This window comes from Desulfurispirillum indicum S5 (assembly GCF_000177635.2).
Taxonomy (GTDB): domain Bacteria; phylum Chrysiogenota; class Chrysiogenetes; order Chrysiogenales; family Chrysiogenaceae; genus Desulfurispirillum; species Desulfurispirillum indicum.
The window spans coordinates 1,350,992-1,368,551 of record NC_014836.1; the positions used below are offsets into that span (position 1 = coordinate 1,350,992).

Annotated in this window: 12 protein-coding genes; 8 read left to right on the top strand and 4 right to left on the bottom strand. The window is 53.3% G+C overall.

The genetic code is table 11. The features are described from left to right. Positions 1-114 precede the first annotated feature (114 nt). The 8 genes from SELIN_RS06375 to SELIN_RS06415 all read left to right on the top strand — a co-directional run bounded on the left by SELIN_RS06375 (position 115) and on the right by SELIN_RS06415 (position 11,615). Positions 115-2,550: an ATP-binding protein gene (locus tag SELIN_RS06375; RefSeq protein ID WP_013505846.1), complete on the top strand. Its 2,436-nt coding sequence runs from the start codon at positions 115-117 to the stop codon at positions 2,548-2,550. Beyond that, positions 2,537-2,917 carry a response regulator gene (locus SELIN_RS06380; protein WP_013505847.1) on the top strand — a complete coding sequence of 127 codons (381 nt, stop codon included), beginning with the start codon at positions 2,537-2,539 and terminating at the stop codon, positions 2,915-2,917. Before SELIN_RS06375 ends, SELIN_RS06380 begins: the two co-directional genes overlap by 14 nt. Before the next feature lie 36 nt (positions 2,918-2,953). Beyond that, positions 2,954-4,375 (top strand): sigma-54-dependent transcriptional regulator, encoded by a 1,422-nt coding sequence (locus tag SELIN_RS06385; protein ID WP_013505848.1) that lies wholly within the window; start codon positions 2,954-2,956, stop codon positions 4,373-4,375. 417 nt (positions 4,376-4,792) lie between these two features. Then, complete coding sequence (locus SELIN_RS06390) at positions 4,793-5,896, top strand: hypothetical protein (protein WP_013505849.1); 1,104 nt, start codon at positions 4,793-4,795, stop codon at positions 5,894-5,896. Between the two features lie 779 nt (positions 5,897-6,675). After that, the gene (locus SELIN_RS06400) at positions 6,676-8,664 is read left to right on the top strand and encodes a methyl-accepting chemotaxis protein (protein WP_013505850.1); all 1,989 of its coding nucleotides are present in this window, start codon (positions 6,676-6,678) and stop codon (positions 8,662-8,664) included. Between the two features lie 13 nt (positions 8,665-8,677). After that, positions 8,678-9,379 (top strand): HD-GYP domain-containing protein, encoded by a 702-nt coding sequence (locus SELIN_RS06405; RefSeq protein ID WP_013505851.1) that lies wholly within the window; start codon positions 8,678-8,680, stop codon positions 9,377-9,379. Further along, positions 9,376-9,900: a chemotaxis protein CheW gene (locus SELIN_RS06410; RefSeq protein ID WP_013505852.1), complete on the top strand. Its 525-nt coding sequence runs from the start codon at positions 9,376-9,378 to the stop codon at positions 9,898-9,900. Before SELIN_RS06405 ends, SELIN_RS06410 begins: the two co-directional genes overlap by 4 nt. Before the next feature lie 38 nt (positions 9,901-9,938). After that, entirely contained in the window at positions 9,939-11,615 is a 1,677-nt protein-coding gene (locus tag SELIN_RS06415; RefSeq protein ID WP_013505853.1) for a methyl-accepting chemotaxis protein, read from the top strand. A 136-nt stretch (positions 11,616-11,751) separates the two neighbouring features. Here the strand turns inward: SELIN_RS06415 and SELIN_RS06420 are convergent, their stop codons facing one another. From SELIN_RS06420 to SELIN_RS06435, 4 genes are all read right to left on the bottom strand, one after another. Then, the gene (locus SELIN_RS06420) at positions 11,752-12,255 is read right to left on the bottom strand and encodes a tetratricopeptide repeat protein (protein WP_013505854.1); all 504 of its coding nucleotides are present in this window, start codon (positions 12,253-12,255) and stop codon (positions 11,752-11,754) included. Between the two features lie 87 nt (positions 12,256-12,342). Next, the gene (locus SELIN_RS06425; protein ID WP_013505855.1) at positions 12,343-12,729 is read right to left on the bottom strand and encodes a flagellar protein FlaG; all 387 of its coding nucleotides are present in this window, start codon (positions 12,727-12,729) and stop codon (positions 12,343-12,345) included. A gap of 68 nt (positions 12,730-12,797) precedes the next feature. Further along, entirely contained in the window at positions 12,798-15,299 is a 2,502-nt protein-coding gene (locus SELIN_RS15435; RefSeq protein ID WP_013505856.1) for a flagellin N-terminal helical domain-containing protein, read from the bottom strand. Between the two features lie 388 nt (positions 15,300-15,687). After that, a complete protein-coding gene (locus SELIN_RS06435) occupies positions 15,688-17,190 on the bottom strand; it encodes a response regulator transcription factor (RefSeq protein ID WP_013505857.1) in 1,503 nt (500 codons plus the stop codon). Between the last annotated feature and the right edge of the window lie 370 nt (positions 17,191-17,560).

The window sequence follows — 17,560 nt, forward strand, 5'->3', positions numbered from 1 at the left end:
AGGAGCTTTTCTTGACAGTGCTGAGATAGTTATGACATAGTTGCCATTCGCTCAAATTGCTGCCATAGCGATGCTTTTCACGCGAAAGGAAGGGGTTCCTGGAGGGGGGGGGTCATGCAGGTTCTGTTTCGTTCCATTGTCAGATGTGCGCGTGGGCTGGTGGTGCTGCTGCTGAGTACGGTGCCCCTGTATACCTTTGCCGCTGATACGCTGACTATCGGGAGCAGTAATAACTTCCCTCCGGTGAATATGCTGGATGAGCAGGGTCGGCTGCAGGGTTTTGGACGTGATCTCTCTTCGGCTGTTGCCGATGCCATGGGATTGCGTACCCGCTACCAGCACTCATCCCGTTATTCCGAAGTGCTGCAGTGGCTGGAACAGGGTCGTATAGACCTGATTCACGATACCGCCTGGACCCCTCAGCGCGCCGAATTCCTGGATTTCAGTGACCCCATCCTGGAGATGCCCGAAGTCATATTCGTTCGACCGGAACGTTTTGATATTGTCGACCTGGAATCCCTGAGTGGCAAGAAAGTTGCCTGTATCGATCAGCATATAACCCATCTTTACCTTAAGCAATTTCCCTATATCGATTGTTTCATGGCAGATACTCCCGCAGAAGGTATCTACCACCTGGTTGCCGGTGATGTTGACGCCTTTATCTTTCCCCGGCAGATTATCCTCTTCTATGCCCATCGCCTGAATGTGCTGGACAGTGTCAAGGAAGTGGGAACGCCCCTGCGTACTCTGACCTGGTCAATGGTTGTGGCAAAGGGCAATGGCGAGCTGCTTGAATTGCTCAATGAAGGATTGCGGCGTGTTCGGGCCAGTGGTGACTATGACCGGATTTACCATCACTGGTATGGACGAATCTATGACGGTGGCTATTCACTGCAAACCATTGGGTTTGCCGTTGGGGGTATCGGGGCAGGTGCCTTTGTCCTCTTTCTGCTGCTGCTGGTTCGCAATCAGCGACGTTTCAACCGCGCGCTGCAGTTAAGCGAATATCGCCTGCGCGAGGCTCAGCGCATTGCCAGTGTGGGTAATTGGGAGTGGAATATTGAAAACAACGCCCTGCACTGGTCCGATGAGATCTATCGGATTTTCGGCCTGAAGCCCCAGCAGTTCACAGCCACCTATGATGCTTTTCTTGCGCGGGTCCACCCCTGTGACCGCCAGAGAGTTGTTGCCGCGGTAAACGCAAGTGTTGCCGACGGTTCCCCTTATGATATCGATCATCGGATTCTGCTGCCCGATGGCCAAGAGCGTGTCGTCCGGGAGCAGGGAGAGGTGATCTTCCGTGATGGCCGCGCCGTCACGATGACGGGCACCGTGCACGATATTACCAGGGTGAAGCGGGTGGAACAGGAACTCACGGCCAGTGAGGAGAAACATCGCAATCTCTCCGAGCGTTTTGTGGCTGTGCTGAACGGAATACCGGACGCCATTGCGGAGATCGACCGTCAGTACACCATTCGATGGGTGAATGACGCGGCCCGTTTCCTCTATGGGCGTGATCCCGAAGTCATAACCGGCAATCATTGCCACCACCTGATCGCCGATTCCAGCGAACCGTGTTCGGAGTGTCCCGTGCGCCAGGTTTTTGAAACCTCAACACCAGCCAGCCAGACCAAATATCTCTCCGGAAATCGTATCTGGGAAATCAACGCGGTTCCTGCCAATTTTCACGACTCCACTTTCGATACGGTGATTATCGTCGGACGTGATGTCACCGAACGCACCCATATGCAGCAGGAGGCCATGCGCGCGGCCCATCTTTCTCTCATGGGTCAGCTCAGCGCCGGAGTGGCCCATGAAATCAATAACCCGAATAATTTTATTATGCTGAACACCTCTGTTCTGCAGGATATCTGGGGCGATATCTCCATGCTCCTCGAACGCATGCATGCTCACCAGCCCTTGCATGCCGGCGGTTTCACCTTTGATGAACTTCGTGACGAGATTCCACAGATGTTGTCCCGTATTCATCGTGGGTCACAGCGCATCAAAGTCATCGTCGATCACCTGAAGGAGTTTTCTTCACAGGAGAAAGCCACTCTCCGGGACGATGTGGAGATCAATCAGGTTATTCGCGATGGACTGACCATGATGGCCAATGAGATCAGGAAACATGGGGAGCAGTTCCGGCTGGAACTGACAGATCAACTTCCCCTGTTGCGCGGACGTGGACCACGTCTTGAGCAGGTGATCATCAATCTGGTCATGAATGCCCTTGAGGCAACCCATGGCATGCAGGAGGAAGTGATTGTGGCGAGCCGGTTCAACGCGGATACCAGCATGGTTGAAGTGACGGTCAGCGATACTGGGTGCGGTATAGAGCCGGATACCCTGAAGCACCTCTTTGAACCTTTTTTTACTACAAAATACGCAGCAGGTGGTACCGGCCTTGGTCTTGCCATCTGCCAGTCGATTATTGAAGAGCATATGGGCAGCATACGTGTAGATTCTTCACCGGGAATCGGAACCACGTTTACGGTGAGCCTGCCAGTAAGTCGCAAGGCAAAGGGGGTGAGCAGTGAGAAGCACTGAACTCAAGAGGGTGATCGTAGTTGATGATGAACAGGATATGCTCGATACTATCAGGCTGCCACTGCGGCTCTATTTTCAGGATATTCACACCTTCAGCGATTCACGCAAGGCACTGGATTTCATGGGTAGTGATCGGACGCCTGCACTTCTGATACTCGACCTGGTCATGCCAGTCCTTGATGGCGCTTCACTGCTTGAAGAGCTCCGTTCCCAGAATATTGCGCATCCGACTGTTATTCTCAGCGCAACCAGTGACCGCAAGATACTGGAGCGCTGTCACCGGTCAGGAGTCACGCACATACTGCAAAAGCCCATCGACTTCAGTGATTTGCGCTCAGTCATCGCCGGAATACTGGCCCAGTATTGATGAAATCAGAAAAACATCAGCAATCAGGGGAGGTTTATGTCATTTTTTCAATTGCCACTGGTCATTATAGATGATGAGGAAGACAGCCTCTTTTCTGCCAAAGTAGCCCTGCGATCCGCCGGTTACCGTAACATAACCACACTCTGTGATCCCCGACAGGGCCTGGACGCCGTGCGGCAGCAGGGGGCGTCCGTAGTCATTCTTGACCTCATGATGCCCCATCTGTCAGGGCAGGAACTGCTGGCGCAGTTGATGATGGAGTTTCCTGAGCTTACCGCCATTGTCATGACGGCAGTCAATGACGTGGAGACAGCTATTGAATGTATGAAATCCGGTGCCTTTGACTATATTGTCAAACCCTTTGACAAAAGCAGACTTATGGCAACTGTTCAGAAGGCGGTAGAAGTCAGTCAACTGCGCGCTCAGGTTTCCCGCATGCGTGAAAGCCTGCTGGAAAGCCTCGACAGCACCCCTGCTGCCTTCGAAGAAATCGTAACCCAGAGCCCGCGCATGAAAACCCTTTTCAAGTACATTGGTGCCGTTGCCCAAAGTATGCAACCCGTTCTGATCAACGGGGAGACCGGCAGTGGTAAGGAGCTCTTTGCGCGCGCTGTTCACAAGGTTTCGCAAAGACCGGGGGCTTTTGTCCCCATAAATATTGCCGGCCTTGATGACACCATGTTTTCCGATACCCTCTTCGGGCATACGAAAGGCGCCTTCACTGGTGCGGAGAAGACGCGCGAAGGGCTGCTTGCCAGGGCGCAGAATGGCACCATCTTTCTCGATGAAATTGGAGATCTCAGTGAGGCGAGTCAGGTGAAACTGCTGCGCCTGCTGCAGGAGGGTACTTACTACCCGCTGGGCTCGGATACTCCCAGCACTACCAACGCCAGAGTGGTGCTGGCCACCAACCGTGACCTGGTCAGTGCTGTTGCCGACGGAAGCTTTCGCAAGGATCTGTTCTATCGTATCCGCACGCATTTGGTGCGAATTCCTCCACTGCGGGAGCGTCGTGAAGATATTCCCCTTCTGCTGCATCACTTCGTGGAAAAGACCGCCCGCAGTTACGGCTGCGAGGCACCGGCTATCAGTGGGGAAGTGGTTGCCTTCCTGAAGAGCTGCCCATTTCCAGGAAATGTGCGGGAACTTGAGGCTTTGGTGTTTGATGCTGTCGCTCGCTGCCATGAAGGCACCCTGGGCGTTACCCATTTCATGGAAATGGTGCGGGAAAACAGCAGCTTGCATGAGACCCATGGCTTTTCACCCATGGTGACCAACGGGGAAGGCAACTCGCTGGTACATCTGTTCGGCTACTTTCCTACACTCAAAGAGCTGGAAGCATTTGCCGTTTCCAATGCCCTGGACATCACCTGTGGCGTGCAGGCAAAGGCGGCAACCCTGTTGGGAATTTCGAAGCAGGCGCTTAATCAGAAACTCAAAAAGAAAATACTTAACTGAAGTTACGCATCTTGTCGTCTTTGCTTAAGGTATTATTGTCCTGATGTTTGCCGCGCGAGAACAGTAATGATTTTGCACGCTTGACTCATCTGGTACTCCTCTTTTCGTTTACGATATTGTCATTTTGACGTAAGCAAAATATTTACTGTTTTACGCTCATGTCAAAGGTGCAGAACCTGAGGGGATACATCCTGAAGAGCTTGCAGTGGCTTCAGGATCTCTTCCGTCAACCCTGCTTGACGGGTCAAGCAGGTGGAACTCGACTAACGCCTTCATAAAAAGTAAGTTCTCGGTAGTCGTTCCGGAATGTCAATCCTGGTTGACGCGATGGGGGATTGTCTGATCTCGAAAGCATTTGAACCATTGGTTTTGCTGTGGCATGGATATTGCTGGTTTCTGTTGAAACTGGAGGTGACCATGCAAAACCATGGAGAGGGCGGGAATGGGCAGAAGAATTTAGGCTTCCACTGCGCTTTGACGCTGTGGCAGTGCGATGCTGACGGAACCTTCCGTGATGCGGTTGACGGAGTATTTCCCCGGATAATCTCTCCGGCATCTTTTCATCAGAACTGGCTCACAGACTCCCACCCCGATGATCACGAGCAGCTGAAACGCCAATGGCAGGAAGCATTTGCGCATCATCGTCCCTTCAGGGCTACCCATCACCTGAATGCTCAGGAGCGCGTCTGGTGGCGTGTGCATACCGTAGGTGAACCATGCTTTCGACAAGATGGTACATTTCAGGGCTACCAAGGGTACACTGTGTTCCTGGAGCCGGTGGAGTTTGCCTGCGGCTCAAGTCTCTATCGTGGGCTGCCCATCTCTACCCGCACCATGGCCAGTGGCATGGGCACGGTTGCCAGCCGAATTCGCAAGCCCATGAATATGCTGGCACTGGCACTCCTGAGTATAGACAGTGAGCAGGATGTCAGTCCGGCTGGTCGGCGCTGGCAGGAAAAGGCCCAGGTCAGTGTCAATGAAATCATGCAGATACTCGCCCAGACAGAACAGTTGCAGGATTTTCAACACGTGGCGACCGCGTTTGACATGCGCATGCTGATGCGCGAAGTCTTTGAGCTTGCCGCTGATCAACTGCGCAGCCGCAGGATATCGCTTTCCTGGAGCTGTCAGCCCCTGGCAGAAGCTGATTGTCACCATTCTTCTCATGGTCAGGGATGGGAGCATTGTCCACCTGACGGGATGCTGGTCTTTGAACAGCGACAGCAGGTATTCATGATTCATTTAAGTATTCTGCTGAAGTTGCTGGAACAGGTTTCGCCACAGAAGAATACCTGCATGCGAACAGCTCTGTATCAGCACGGAGGTGACCTGGTGCTGGAAATGCGGCTTTCACCGATTTGTGGTGAGAAGGACGCGACTCGCCTTTCAGACAACGGAACACTGAACCTGTGGCAGGAGTACCTGCACGCCACCAAGAACGTGCTGTTTTCGTGGCGCGTGTGCGATGATTTTCTTGAGCTTTCCTGGCGCTATCCCCTCTTCCGTTTTCGCGGTGCGTAAGCCGAACTTCTTGTTTCATTATTCATTCTTATTTTCTCTCACCCCTCTGTCAGAGGAGATCCCGTGGGTGAGCCATATCGTCGATAAAAACAGTGGGAGTAATCTTCCCTGCTGTCCACCTCCTCCATTGGAGATCCTTGAGGATTTTCTCACTAGCCCAGCTGCCGATATGATTTTTTCTCTTTTGTCAGATGATTCTGTGTACCTTTCCATCTTGGGCTCTGCCATATTTACTGCCAGGTACCAGCTTCTCAGTAATCCGAGCCCCTGACCAACTCTTTGACCAATCTCCTGCCACTGGATTCTAACCTTTAAAAGGCATTAAAGGATCTTCTGGAAACTGTATCTTCTGCTTCCCTGATTGTGACGCAGGGAACTACACCTTAGAATTTTCCGGTGACAACGCTTTGCTGCTGTGTCGCAAGGGCGCTGCTTATCGCGCAAACACTACCGATTGCAACGAGCGTCTGAATCTGAAGAAGGAGTTCGTAAAACTTTTTTGGCAGCATACTATGAAACACCACCCTGCATAAAATAGTGGTGTTTTGGGCAGTCTGTTTGATTCCAGCAGCCGGCCGGTCAAGCATGCTTGACCGGCCCAGAGGTGTCAATATTCTCGCTATCTCCTCTCTTTACTGTCATATCTGTGTTTTTTTGTGTCTCTGGTCAATTATGTTTGACTGTCACGATAGTTGTAACCTCTTTTAAATAAAGGCAATCATCCTGGCATGCTCCTTGCGGTATTCCACGGCAAACAGTGGAAGTGGAGGAGGAGCATCATGATATCCTGGTCTCTTGGACAAAAAATTCTGGGTTCCATTCTTATTATTGGTTTAGTTATTTTCGGAGGTACTTTCTGGTACCTGGAGCGTCTTGGCAATGACGTGGAGCGCGCTGTGCTGGCGGAGCGGGGTGATTTTCTGCACGAGATGCTCCATGAGCAGCTGGTCACCAAGAATGATGTGGGGTTGACGACAGCTTTGACCATCGCCAGTAATGACCGGATTATTGAATCCCTGGTCAGTGGTAATCGTGAGTTGAGTATTTCCACTCTCGCAGCCATTTCTGAATCACTGCGCAATCAATCCAATTATCAGAATGTGCGTGTGCATATTCACACGGCGGATCTGCGCTCCTTTCTGCGTTCATGGAATCCTGCCAGCCATGGTGATGATCTGAGTGGTTTTCGACAGACACTCCATGAGGTGAAGCGCACCGGTAAGGCTCTGGTTGCCTTTGAGGTGGGGCGCGCCGGCATGACCCACCGATCCATTGTTCCCATCTTTGATGGTCAGACGTATGTTGGTTCCCTGGAAGTCATTCAGGGGATGAACTCGGTGGTGCAGGCCATGGCGCAGAAGAACCGTCATCTTATTCTGATGATGAATGCCGATCAGTTGAGCGTTGCGACAGAAATGGCCGGAAACCGGCGCAGTGGCAATCTGGTGCTGGCTCAAAATCAGATACATGACCAATTCTTTCAGGACTTTGAGCGTATTTCATCATCTGCACTCTTTGGCCACTCCCACCAGAGCGGACGCCAGTTTTTCTTCACCCATCAGCCGGTTCTGGACTTCCAGGCTCAGCAGGTGGGTGTGTTCATTATTGGTGAGTCCCTAGAGAGTGTGATGGCGGCAGTGGATGCGTCGCGGGGTATTGTTCGTGTCTCCCAGGGAATTACCGGGGCACTGGTGATTCTCTTTATGGTGACTCTGGGTATTCTGCTTCACCGTTTGATTATACGAAAGATAAAGGTGCTGTGCGGACTGGTGGAGGATATCGCCAGCGGCGATGGAGATCTGACCCAGCGTATACAGGTGACAAGCCGCGATGAACTGGGTCTGCTTTCCGGGCATTTCAATCTTTTTGTGGACAAGATCCACGACATTGTCTTTGACGTCAAATCCAGTGCCTACAGTGTGGCATCGGGCAATTCGGAGCTTTCGGCCACTACAGAGCAGCTCTCATCGACCTTCAACGAGCAGTCGGCACAGATTGCCAGTGTGGCCAGTGCTCTTGAGGAGATGGATGCCACAGCCCTGGAGGTGAAAAACAATGTGGAGCTGAGTCAGGAAAAGTCCCGCAATGCCATGGAGAAGACCAACGAGGGCCGTGAAATGGTTGCCAAAGCCGTCAGCGCTATTCAGGCTGTCCAGCGTCAGAGCGACGCACTTGCCGAGGATGTGCAGAACCTTGGTTCCCTGACGGCAGAAATTACCCAGGTGCTTGCCGTGATCAACGATATCTCGGAGCAGACCAATCTGCTGGCCCTCAACGCCGCTATCGAAGCAGCTCGAGCTGGAGACGCTGGGCGTGGATTTGCTGTGGTTGCCGATGAGGTTCGCAAGCTGGCGGAAAAGACCCAGGAGTCCATTCTGGATATTGAGCAGATCATCAACGCTGTCAAAAGTCAAGCCAGCAGTATTTCCGACGGAATGGGGGCCACCGAGAACCGAGTACGCGAAGGTTCGGTGGCCATGGAGCGCACCAATGAAACCTTTAACCATATTGTCAATTCAGTGGAAGAGATTGTGGAGTCGAATGATGCCATAGCCTCTGCGGTCGAGCAGCAGTATCAGGCCATTCGGGATATTTCGTCCAATGTTCAGATGATTGCTTCCGGAGTGGAGGAGAGTTCATCGGTCGTTGTGGAAGTGGCCCGCACAGTCAATGATCTGCAGGCCCAGGCGGAATCACTGCAGCTGCTGACCGACCGCTTTACCATCCATGAAAATCAGGTGAGCACGCATCTGTTGAATCCGGCCTGAAAAGAGGTGTCCCATGATGAGGTCGATCCGATCCAGCCGAATATTTATCCGACAGCTGGCCCAGGTGACACGACACCACTGCCCGGAAACCAGCTGGCATATCAAGCGTGTGCGCTACTTCACCCAGATTCTGGCCAGCGAACTGTTGCGAATGGAAATGAAGGGGCTGACTCCTGAGCAGGCCTGCCGCACCGTGGAACTCTCCCATATTCACGATATCGGCAAGGTATGCATCCCCGAATCCATTCTGAATAGAGCTGGCCCTCTGACAGATGAGCAGATGGAGCGCGTCAGAAGGCATACGGAGTTTGGTGGATATATTCTGGACGACCTCTGCCTGAACATGGATGTCTGCACCTATCAGACGGCCTGGAATATCGTGGTCTACCACCATGAACGCTTCGATGGCAAGGGCTACCCCTATGCTCTCAACGGCGAGGATATCCCCGTGTGCGCCCGCATTGTGGCGTTGGCTGATGTCTATGACGCGCTCAGCAGCCCCCGATGTTACAAGCCCGCCTACACTCGCAGCGTCTGCCGTGACATCATCGCCAGTGAAGGGGGCGGACACTTTGATCCTTTTATAGTACGCGCTTTCCTGAATATTGAGGAAGCCTTCTGGAATATCCATCAGACCATCGGGTTTCAGGGCGACCCCTGTGCCCAGGATAAGCCCCAGGCAAGCATTCAGCAAGAGAAAGGAGTTTTGATATGAGTCAGCAGGAGCACGTGGCCGTAAAAGGCAGTGACGTGGAAATTATTGAATTTCAGTTGTTTCACCGCACCAGTGGCGGGGGGCGCAATCCGGTGCATTATGGCATAGATGTCAGCCATGTGCGGGAGATCATAAAAGTGCCCGAAACCACCCAGTATCCCAATTCTCACCCCAGTGTGCTGGGTATTTTCAATCTGCGTGAGCACATCATTCCCCTGGTTGATCTTGCCAGCTGGCTCCGAGCCGAAACCAATGCCCCTTTGAGCGAAAAGCGGGTGATTGTGACCCAGTTTGGCGAGCACTTCCATGGCTTTCTGGTGGATTCCGTCAATCGGATCTATCAGATCGAAAACACAAAAATGGAGTCCTGCCGCGACTTCCAACAACACAATGAGCGCGACTGTGTGCAGTCGGTCGTGCGCATGGATGGGCGGTTAATCCTTATGCTCGATTTTCGGGCCATTATCGGCAGTATTGAAAGCGGTCTGGAAGTCCATGAGCCAGCTGCCCTCGGGGCGTAGACGTTTTTACACAATAACCGTCATTCAGGAGATTACATATGCAGGCGTTTTACACTATCAAGGGGAAATTGATTGTCTTTATTCTTATCACCGTGGCAAGTCTTGGGTTGCTTATCACCCTTTCACTCAATGCCCTGTATGGCAGCCTCTATCAGGCCAAGGAAGACGCGGTACGGGATATCACCGAATCACATTATACCGTCGTGGAGCACTACTGGAAGCTGGCGCAGGAAGGTCGGATGACGCAGCAGGCGGCGCAGCAGGCGGCGCTTGAATCCCTGAAGTCGGTACGTTATGGCGATGATGACTACTTCTGGGTGAACGACATGCGGCCACGCATGATCATGCACCCCACCAACCCAGCCCTGGATGGACAGGACCTCAGCAGTATGACTGATCCCGACGGTGTACGCCTCTTTGTGGAATTTGTCGATATGGTGCGCAAGGATGGGAAAGGTCATGTAAGTTACCGTTGGCCGAAGCCTGGATTCAGCAACCCTGTAGCCAAAACCTCCTATGTCATGGGTTTTGAGCCCTGGGGTTGGATAATCGGAACCGGGGTCTATATAGATGATATCCAGAAAGTCTTCTGGACCCAGGTGCGCAATCTCTCCACAGCCATAGTACTGCTGGTGATCGCACTCATGATCCCCATGTTCTTTATCATGCGCTCAATCATTACCTCCTCTTCGTCCATTGCCCGGGTTGCCAGGGATCTTGCCAGCGGTGAAGGTGATCTGACGCGGCGTATTCCCCTGATGGGAAAAGATGAGCTTACCGAAGCATCGGGGTATGTGAATCAATTCCTGGATCGCATCCATGACATTGTTATTGGGGTACGCGAGTCCTCTCAGGGCGTTGCCTCCGCCAGTGAGCAGCTCAGCAGCTCCTCTTCACAGATGAGCGTAGGCATGAACAGTCAGGCCCAAAGCATTGCCCAGATAGCCTCGGCAACCCTGCAGATGTCCCAGACCGTCAATGAAACCACCCGCAATATCGCATCCATTCAGGAAAATTCCATCGAAGCTCTGGGCCAGGCGCGTAAGGGTGGGCAGATCGTCCAGCAGTCAACCCGTGAGATGGAAGCCATCGCCGGTGAAGCCGAACAGGCCACACAGGCTGCCCACGCTCTGGAAGAGAAAGCTGCACGAGTGGAAGAAGTCATACAGGTGATCAATGATATCGCCGATCAGACCAACCTGCTGGCCCTGAACGCCGCTATCGAAGCGGCCCGTGCCGGAGAAGCTGGACGTGGATTTGCCGTGGTGGCAGATGAAGTGCGTAAATTAGCCGAAAGAAGCACCGAGTCGACCCAGGAGATCATCAATATTGTCCAGAGTATTCAAAGCGGTGTGGAACAGGTGACCAAAGCCATGGCAAATGTCAACGGCAGAGCCCAGAGTGGAAATCAGCTGGCCCGTCAGACTGATCTGGCCTTTGAAGAGATACTGGCCGGCATAGAGGGGCTGCAGGTGCTCATAGAGCAGAATGTGGCAGCCATGGAAGAGATGTCCACCACGTCTGACCAGATCAGTGCGGATATCCAGACCATTTCGGCAGCGGCAGAAGAGTCGGCCCAGGCTTCCGAAGAAGTCGGTCACGCCTCTACGGATCTGGCCCATCTGGCCAGCGATGTGCAGAATCGGCTCGGCGTCTTCAACACCAGTGATATGCTGCCCCAGGAAAGGGGTCAACGGCTGCTGGAATCCGCATGATCTTCGTCTGCGGGGTTGTGAACAGCCCTGCAGAATTTTTTTGGCCAAGAGTACGTGGTGTTCGGCATCAGCCTGAAAAGAGAAGAGTCAGGGGAACGGAAGATACTGATATGCAGACAGGGGTGGTGTGGAAATATCAGCCCTGGCTCTGTGTTTTCAGTACCAGGGCGTTGAGCGCATCCATGGCTTCCTGATAGTCCTCTTTCAGAATCACTGCCCGCGCGTAGGATTCCTTGGCCTCTTCACATTTCCCCATTTCCTCAAGCGTCTGGCCGAGGCAGTAATGACACTCGTGATCGTCTTCTTTGAGGGCGAGGGACTTGCGAAAAGCAGTGGCTGCATCCATGAGCTTCCCCTGCAGTTTCAGGGTGTTGCCAAGGCTGAAAAAACCATCGGAGGATTCACGGTTCAGGGCCAGGGATTTCAGAAAGTATTTTTCCGCTTCCGGGTAGTTCTGGTGCTGATAGGCCAGCACCCCCAGGTAGTGGAGGACACCATAGTGGGTGGGGTGAAACTTGAGAATCTGGAAGTAGATTTTCTGAGCTTCGGTAAACTGGCCAGCCTTGTGCAGTTCGGTAGCCTGTATGAAAAGTTTGCCTGCTGCCGCCTCACGTTCACGGGGGTTATTGAAAATAGCCATATGTCCTCCAGTATGGGGAAGTTCCGGAAAGGCAAAGGCACTGAAAGTCGCCTTTCAGTGCCTTTGTAGCAAAATTCAATTCATGTGTCACGCATTGCCGTCGTAGAGCATACCCAGAAAATCCTGCATATGGGACATTCGCTTTATGGCTTCTTCTGAAGGAATCTGACGGATGACTTCGCCCGTCTGCTTATCCATCAGTTTTACCACCAAAGTGTCGGTAGACTCCTCCACTTCAAAATGGCGGGAGACATTCAGGAAGCTCATGTTGCGGTTCAGTTCTTCAACAGCACGCTGAAGTTCTTCTTGACTGGGAGCTTCCTGACGGCCACTGTTTTTCTGTGGCCGCGCCACCGCACCCTCTGAAGTGGTACCAGCAGCCAACCGATCCACAGCAGCATTACGTCGCTGCTGCAGGACGTCTGCCCGATCTCCTGCGGAAGGTGACACAGCCTGATAGCTTTCAACCTGCATCGCGCACCTCCTGCGGAAAGCCTCCCGGAGGGAGTACCTCCGGGATTGCTGTTCCTAATGGTAGTTCATTAACGCAGGAGCTGCATGACGCCCTGGGGCAGTGCGTTGGCCTGGGCCAGCATGCTCTGGGCAGCCTGAGTCAGCATCTGGTTGAGGGTGAACTGGGACATTTCCTTGGCCACGTTCACGTCGCGGATACGGGACTCTGCAGCCTGCAGGTTTTCATAGGCGACGCTGAGGCTGTTGATGGTGTGATCCAGACGGTTGGACACCGCACCCATCTTGGCCCGCTCGGTGGAAACCATACCAATGGCTTTGTCGATGTCGGTAATGGCCTCCTGAGCCAGACTTTGGCTGACCACCAGGACGCGGTCAATTCCCAATGACTTGGTGTCAATCTGGGCGATGTTTGACTGCATGGTCTGACCCGCGTTGGCACCAATCTGGAAGCTCATGGAGTTATCCACCAGGTGCAGGTTCATGGTCGCGGGGTCAGTTTCCGCCGTGAATTCAAAGCGTGCTCTGGTAGCATCGAAACTTGCTTCAATGCCGATGTTTCCTTTAAACACCACATCCACGCCCTGAATGACGTTCTTCATCACGCCGTCTCCAACGGTGTCACTGCCGACGGGGCGGCCAGTGTGGGCATTGGTGACCCGCACGTTGTAGGTGTTCTCCTCGGATGCCTGTACCTGATCGAGGTTCAGGGCATCGATGAGCTTCTGCTCGCCAACAAAGGCCAGCTCGCCCTGGGCACCGTTAAAGAGGGAGCGGATCAGCAGCGTGCCTTCCACGGCAGCGTCACTGTTTTCAACGGATGAACCCTTGCCCACAAAGTCAACCACGCGGTTGTCAGTGGTGGTGTTGCCCATGGAGATGCCAAGATCCTTGGTGATGGCCTTGATCAGCTTCTCTTCCAGACGGGCGAGAGAGTCATTGCCCTCCAGGTACACATCGGCAGACTTGCCGTTACCGTAGATGGTCAGCTTCTGGGAAGTGTCGAAGACATTGGTGCCATCGGGAGTGATGAAGGCATCGATGTCCTTGAGCTTGGTGTAGGCAGAGGCCAGTCCGCCCGTACCGCGCACTTCCATGTTCACCTGATCGTCATGCTGCGTGCCAGTCTGGTTGGCAGCAAAGTCCAGGGTGATGGAGCCGATGGTGACGGAGCCGGTATTGGCGTCCATCTGGGCCATATGGTACTGGTGCTGTTTGGGGCCTTCGCTGAGGACGGTGTTCTGCATGCCACCGGCATCAGAAGTGCCGTTTGTGATGATGTAGTAGGCGCCCATATTCTGTACAACAGAGCCGGAACCCACTTCATTGTAGTAGCGCTCGTCGATTTTGAAAGCACCGCCGGCACCACCGGTTGCACTGCCGTCAATCCGTGCGGCATCCACCTCACCGTTGATACTCATCAGCATCTTATCACCGGTTTTGATCATGGCGCCGTCGTTGAAGAGCAGCTGGGCACCGCCGTCAAACTGATCCAGTCCACCAAGGCTCAGGGCATTGTCAACGATGTTGACGGTGGCCCAGGCTTCGGCTTCACCGGTAGTGACGCTGATAAAGCGTACGCGGGCAGCGCCGGTGACATCGGAACCACCAGTGGTCAGGTGGGCATCCTGCAGGAACTCGATTTCCATATAGCCATGGTATCCCGTGACGACACCCCCATGGGTGGCGAAAACATTCATGCCATTATGGTTTTCAAGTTCTCCTGATCCATTGCTCAGAACGGACCAGTTTGATCCTGCCTGCTGGTAGGTGCCATTGATGGCCATGCTTCCGCTGCTGATGCTGGCAAGAGTCAAGGTTGAATCCCCGTTAAAGGACGCGCCAGCCAGCGATGTGGTGGCCACATTGACCAGGTAGGTGCGGTCGGTGATATCACCGGTACGCACACCCTCAGCGGCATAGACGCCGGCAACACCGGAGGAGTTGACGGACGCAGTAACGGCAACACCGGCCAGGGTGAGCACGTCACCGGCGAAGGCGCCTTCACGCAGGGTCATGATGTTGGACTTGAGCACCTGGTTCTTGCCCACCTTGGCGGTGACATCGATTTTGTAGTTCCCGGTGATGACCTGGTCGCGGATGATGGCTTCCATGAGGTCACTGTCAGAAGTACTCCAGCGTGCGGTGGCGTCACCATTGAGCAGCTTCTTGGTGTTGAATTCGGTGGAGGTGGAGATACGGTCGATTTCGCTCTTGAGCTGATCCACTTCGCGCTGGATGTGCTGGCGGTCGTCAGAGGTCAGGGTGCCGTTGGCGGCCTGAACACTCAGTTCACGCATACGCTGCAGGATGGCGGTGGTCTCGTTGAGAGCGCCTTCTGCGGTCTGAATCAGGGAGATGCCGTCCTGGGCGTTGGCGACAGCGCGGTCAAGGCCGCGGATCTGTCCGCGCATCTTCTCGGAGATGGCCAGACCGGAGGCGTCGTCGGAAGCGCGGTTGATGCGCAGGCCCGAAGACAGGCGCTCAATGGACTGTGAAAGGTTCTGTGAATTGACGCGCAGGTTGTTCTGCGCATTGATAGACGGAATGTTGTTGTAGATAACATTGGACATGACAATATCCTCCGTGATTTGTTCAGGTGGTACCAGCACCTGGTAAGATTTCGACTCCAGTCCTTGGGGTCGATACATTGCGAGTGCGTGTCTGCGTGGCAAAGGATGCGAAAAAGTGTGACCCTCCTGGCATCATAAATTTTGCCTGCGCGAAAAAAACACTCAAGGGGGCTGGAAATGCTGCCGATAAGAAGGGGGAATGAAAGAGGTGCTTCCTGCGTCGTGCGCAGATGAGGGAAATGCCTTGCTTCCCTGCAAACAGTCACTTCAATCGCCTTCCCTGGCAATTCTATTTCGAAGCCACTATCACAATATCTGTCATGTGATCGGAAAATCAATGTTTTTTATTTTTCGGATGCTTTTTTTTTTGATATCGCGAGCGAATGCTTCAGAAAAAGATATCCAGATCATCCTCTTCCTGACTCTGCTCCTCTTCCTTTCCGGAAAGGGTATACTCAATCTGCAGGCAGGAACTGAAGAGCGAGCTGTCCAGATAGTGGATGTCCTTTGATTCCCGGGTGACAAAAATGGTGGTCCGCCAGTTCTGCAGATCTTCGCGGATAGCTTTGAGGTAGGTTTTCAGGATGACGATCTTGCGATCGTCGAGCTGTGCCATTTCTACGTTACGCAGAATGGAGGACAGGGAAGTGATGGCGTAGGAGAGGTCGGAGAATTCGAAGATCAGTGACATGGTGCTGGCATATTTGCTGAACAGACTGGAGACGCGTTCCAGGTTTGCCTTGTGAGGTGAGCCGGCAAATTGCTCCAGGGCTATATCAATGTCCTCTTCCAGCTCTTCAAGTTCATAGAGTTCATAGAGTATCTCTTCGCCGATGTCCGCGACAAACTCCTGGGCCGTAACCTTTTCGCTGTGGCTTTTGCGCAGGACATTCTTTTCCTTGTCGTTGAGGGACTGATCCAGTTCAGCTTGCTTCTTTGGAGTGGCCGGTGCTTGCCTGGCGGGTGCCGGCTCTGGGGTTGCGACCTCTGGCGTTTTCTGTGAGCGTGAGGTGAAGACAAACTCTTCCAGGAATTCAGTATACTGGGCTATTTTAATTTTCTGGTATTCGGGCAGGGTGATGTCGTTGAAGGTGTAGAGAACGTGTGGGGTGCCGTGGAGGTTCAGCTCCCGCACCAGCACCAGATAGATTTTTCGGCCCATGGTGGTTTTTATTGAGACGGTTTTGGGTGTGGTGTCTCCGGGGCGCAGATCTTTCAGCTGATGTACCGAGCCCTTCTCCTGCAGAAAGCATTGGCTGATGTCAAAGTCCCTTCCCACAAGATCCGCGTAATTCTCCTTTTGCACCATGGCGCCCAGGGCCTGGTTGATATAGCGAATGGTGGACGCTTCGTAGACAATGGTCGGGTTGGGATAAGCCTCCAGAACCTGCTTGAGCATCTGTATGGTCAACGTGTCTTTCTGGCGGTTTTTTTCCACCTCCTGCCGCACCCGCTCTTCAAGGTGCGAATTGAGTTCTTCCAGTTGCCGCTTCGACCACAGCAGTTCCAGGGCATCGGTGATGGAGTTCAGAAGGGAGTCCTGCATCACCGGTTTCATGACGTAGCCGTTGACGCGCAGATTAATGGCGCGCTGCAGAAAGCGGGAGTCCCCATGGGCCGAAATGACGATGACTTTCTGGTCCAGGTCATTTTCACGGATCGACTCGATCATCTGGAAACCATCCATCACAGGCATGGTGACATCGGTGATGATGAGGTCGGGGCGCTTCTGCCGATATATATCCAGACCTTCTTTACCATTGGTAGCCAGCAGAACTTCCCTGAACAGACGTTCAAAGAGAAGTGCAATGGAATTGCGGGTGGCATCTTCGTCTTCGACATACAAAACGGAAGTATTTTTCGCCAGCGCCAGAATATCCTGCTTGAGCATCGTCCACCTCAGAATAAGTAAATAAATTTTAAAGTTTCGCACCTAATAGCATTGGTTTAATTCATTATTTCTCTGTCGTTTATCGCGCAGAGGCAGTATTGATTTTGCATGCTTGACTCATCTGGAGTTCCTTTTTTTGTTCCGGATATTGTCCTTTTTGACCGCGCAAAAAGGACTCAAAAACGCGCCCCCGAACGCCCGTTCTTCCGGCTCGTTGGCTTGCCTGTTCTGGAGATCCGGCAGACACTGCATCCCTGCAGTGCTGCCGGACCACTCACTTCCTGTGAGTGTCCCTTCGGGTCTTGCCAGCCAGGCGTCGCACTCACCGGACGGGCTCAGGGGGGAACGGCCTGCTTCTGTCTTTCCCCCG

What these genes read in the sequence shown, in the direction of transcription:
- SELIN_RS06410 (WP_013505852.1), top strand. Translation starts at nt 9,376, where the DNA reads ATGAGTCAGCAGGAGCACGTGGCCGTAAAAGGCAGTGACGTGGAAATT.
- SELIN_RS06420 (WP_013505854.1), bottom strand. Translation starts at nt 12,255, where the DNA reads ATGGCTATTTTCAATAACCCCCGTGAACGTGAGGCGGCAGCAGGCAAA.
- SELIN_RS06435 (WP_013505857.1), bottom strand. Translation starts at nt 17,190, where the DNA reads ATGCTCAAGCAGGATATTCTGGCGCTGGCGAAAAATACTTCCGTTTTG.
- SELIN_RS06390 (WP_013505849.1), top strand. Translation starts at nt 4,793, where the DNA reads ATGCAAAACCATGGAGAGGGCGGGAATGGGCAGAAGAATTTAGGCTTC.
- SELIN_RS06415 (WP_013505853.1), top strand. Translation starts at nt 9,939, where the DNA reads ATGCAGGCGTTTTACACTATCAAGGGGAAATTGATTGTCTTTATTCTT.
- SELIN_RS06400 (WP_013505850.1), top strand. Translation starts at nt 6,676, where the DNA reads ATGATATCCTGGTCTCTTGGACAAAAAATTCTGGGTTCCATTCTTATT.
- SELIN_RS06385 (WP_013505848.1), top strand. Translation starts at nt 2,954, where the DNA reads ATGTCATTTTTTCAATTGCCACTGGTCATTATAGATGATGAGGAAGAC.
- SELIN_RS06375 (WP_013505846.1), top strand. Translation starts at nt 115, where the DNA reads ATGCAGGTTCTGTTTCGTTCCATTGTCAGATGTGCGCGTGGGCTGGTG.
- SELIN_RS15435 (WP_013505856.1), bottom strand. Translation starts at nt 15,299, where the DNA reads ATGTCCAATGTTATCTACAACAACATTCCGTCTATCAATGCGCAGAAC.
- SELIN_RS06405 (WP_013505851.1), top strand. Translation starts at nt 8,678, where the DNA reads ATGATGAGGTCGATCCGATCCAGCCGAATATTTATCCGACAGCTGGCC.
- SELIN_RS06425 (WP_013505855.1), bottom strand. Translation starts at nt 12,729, where the DNA reads ATGCAGGTTGAAAGCTATCAGGCTGTGTCACCTTCCGCAGGAGATCGG.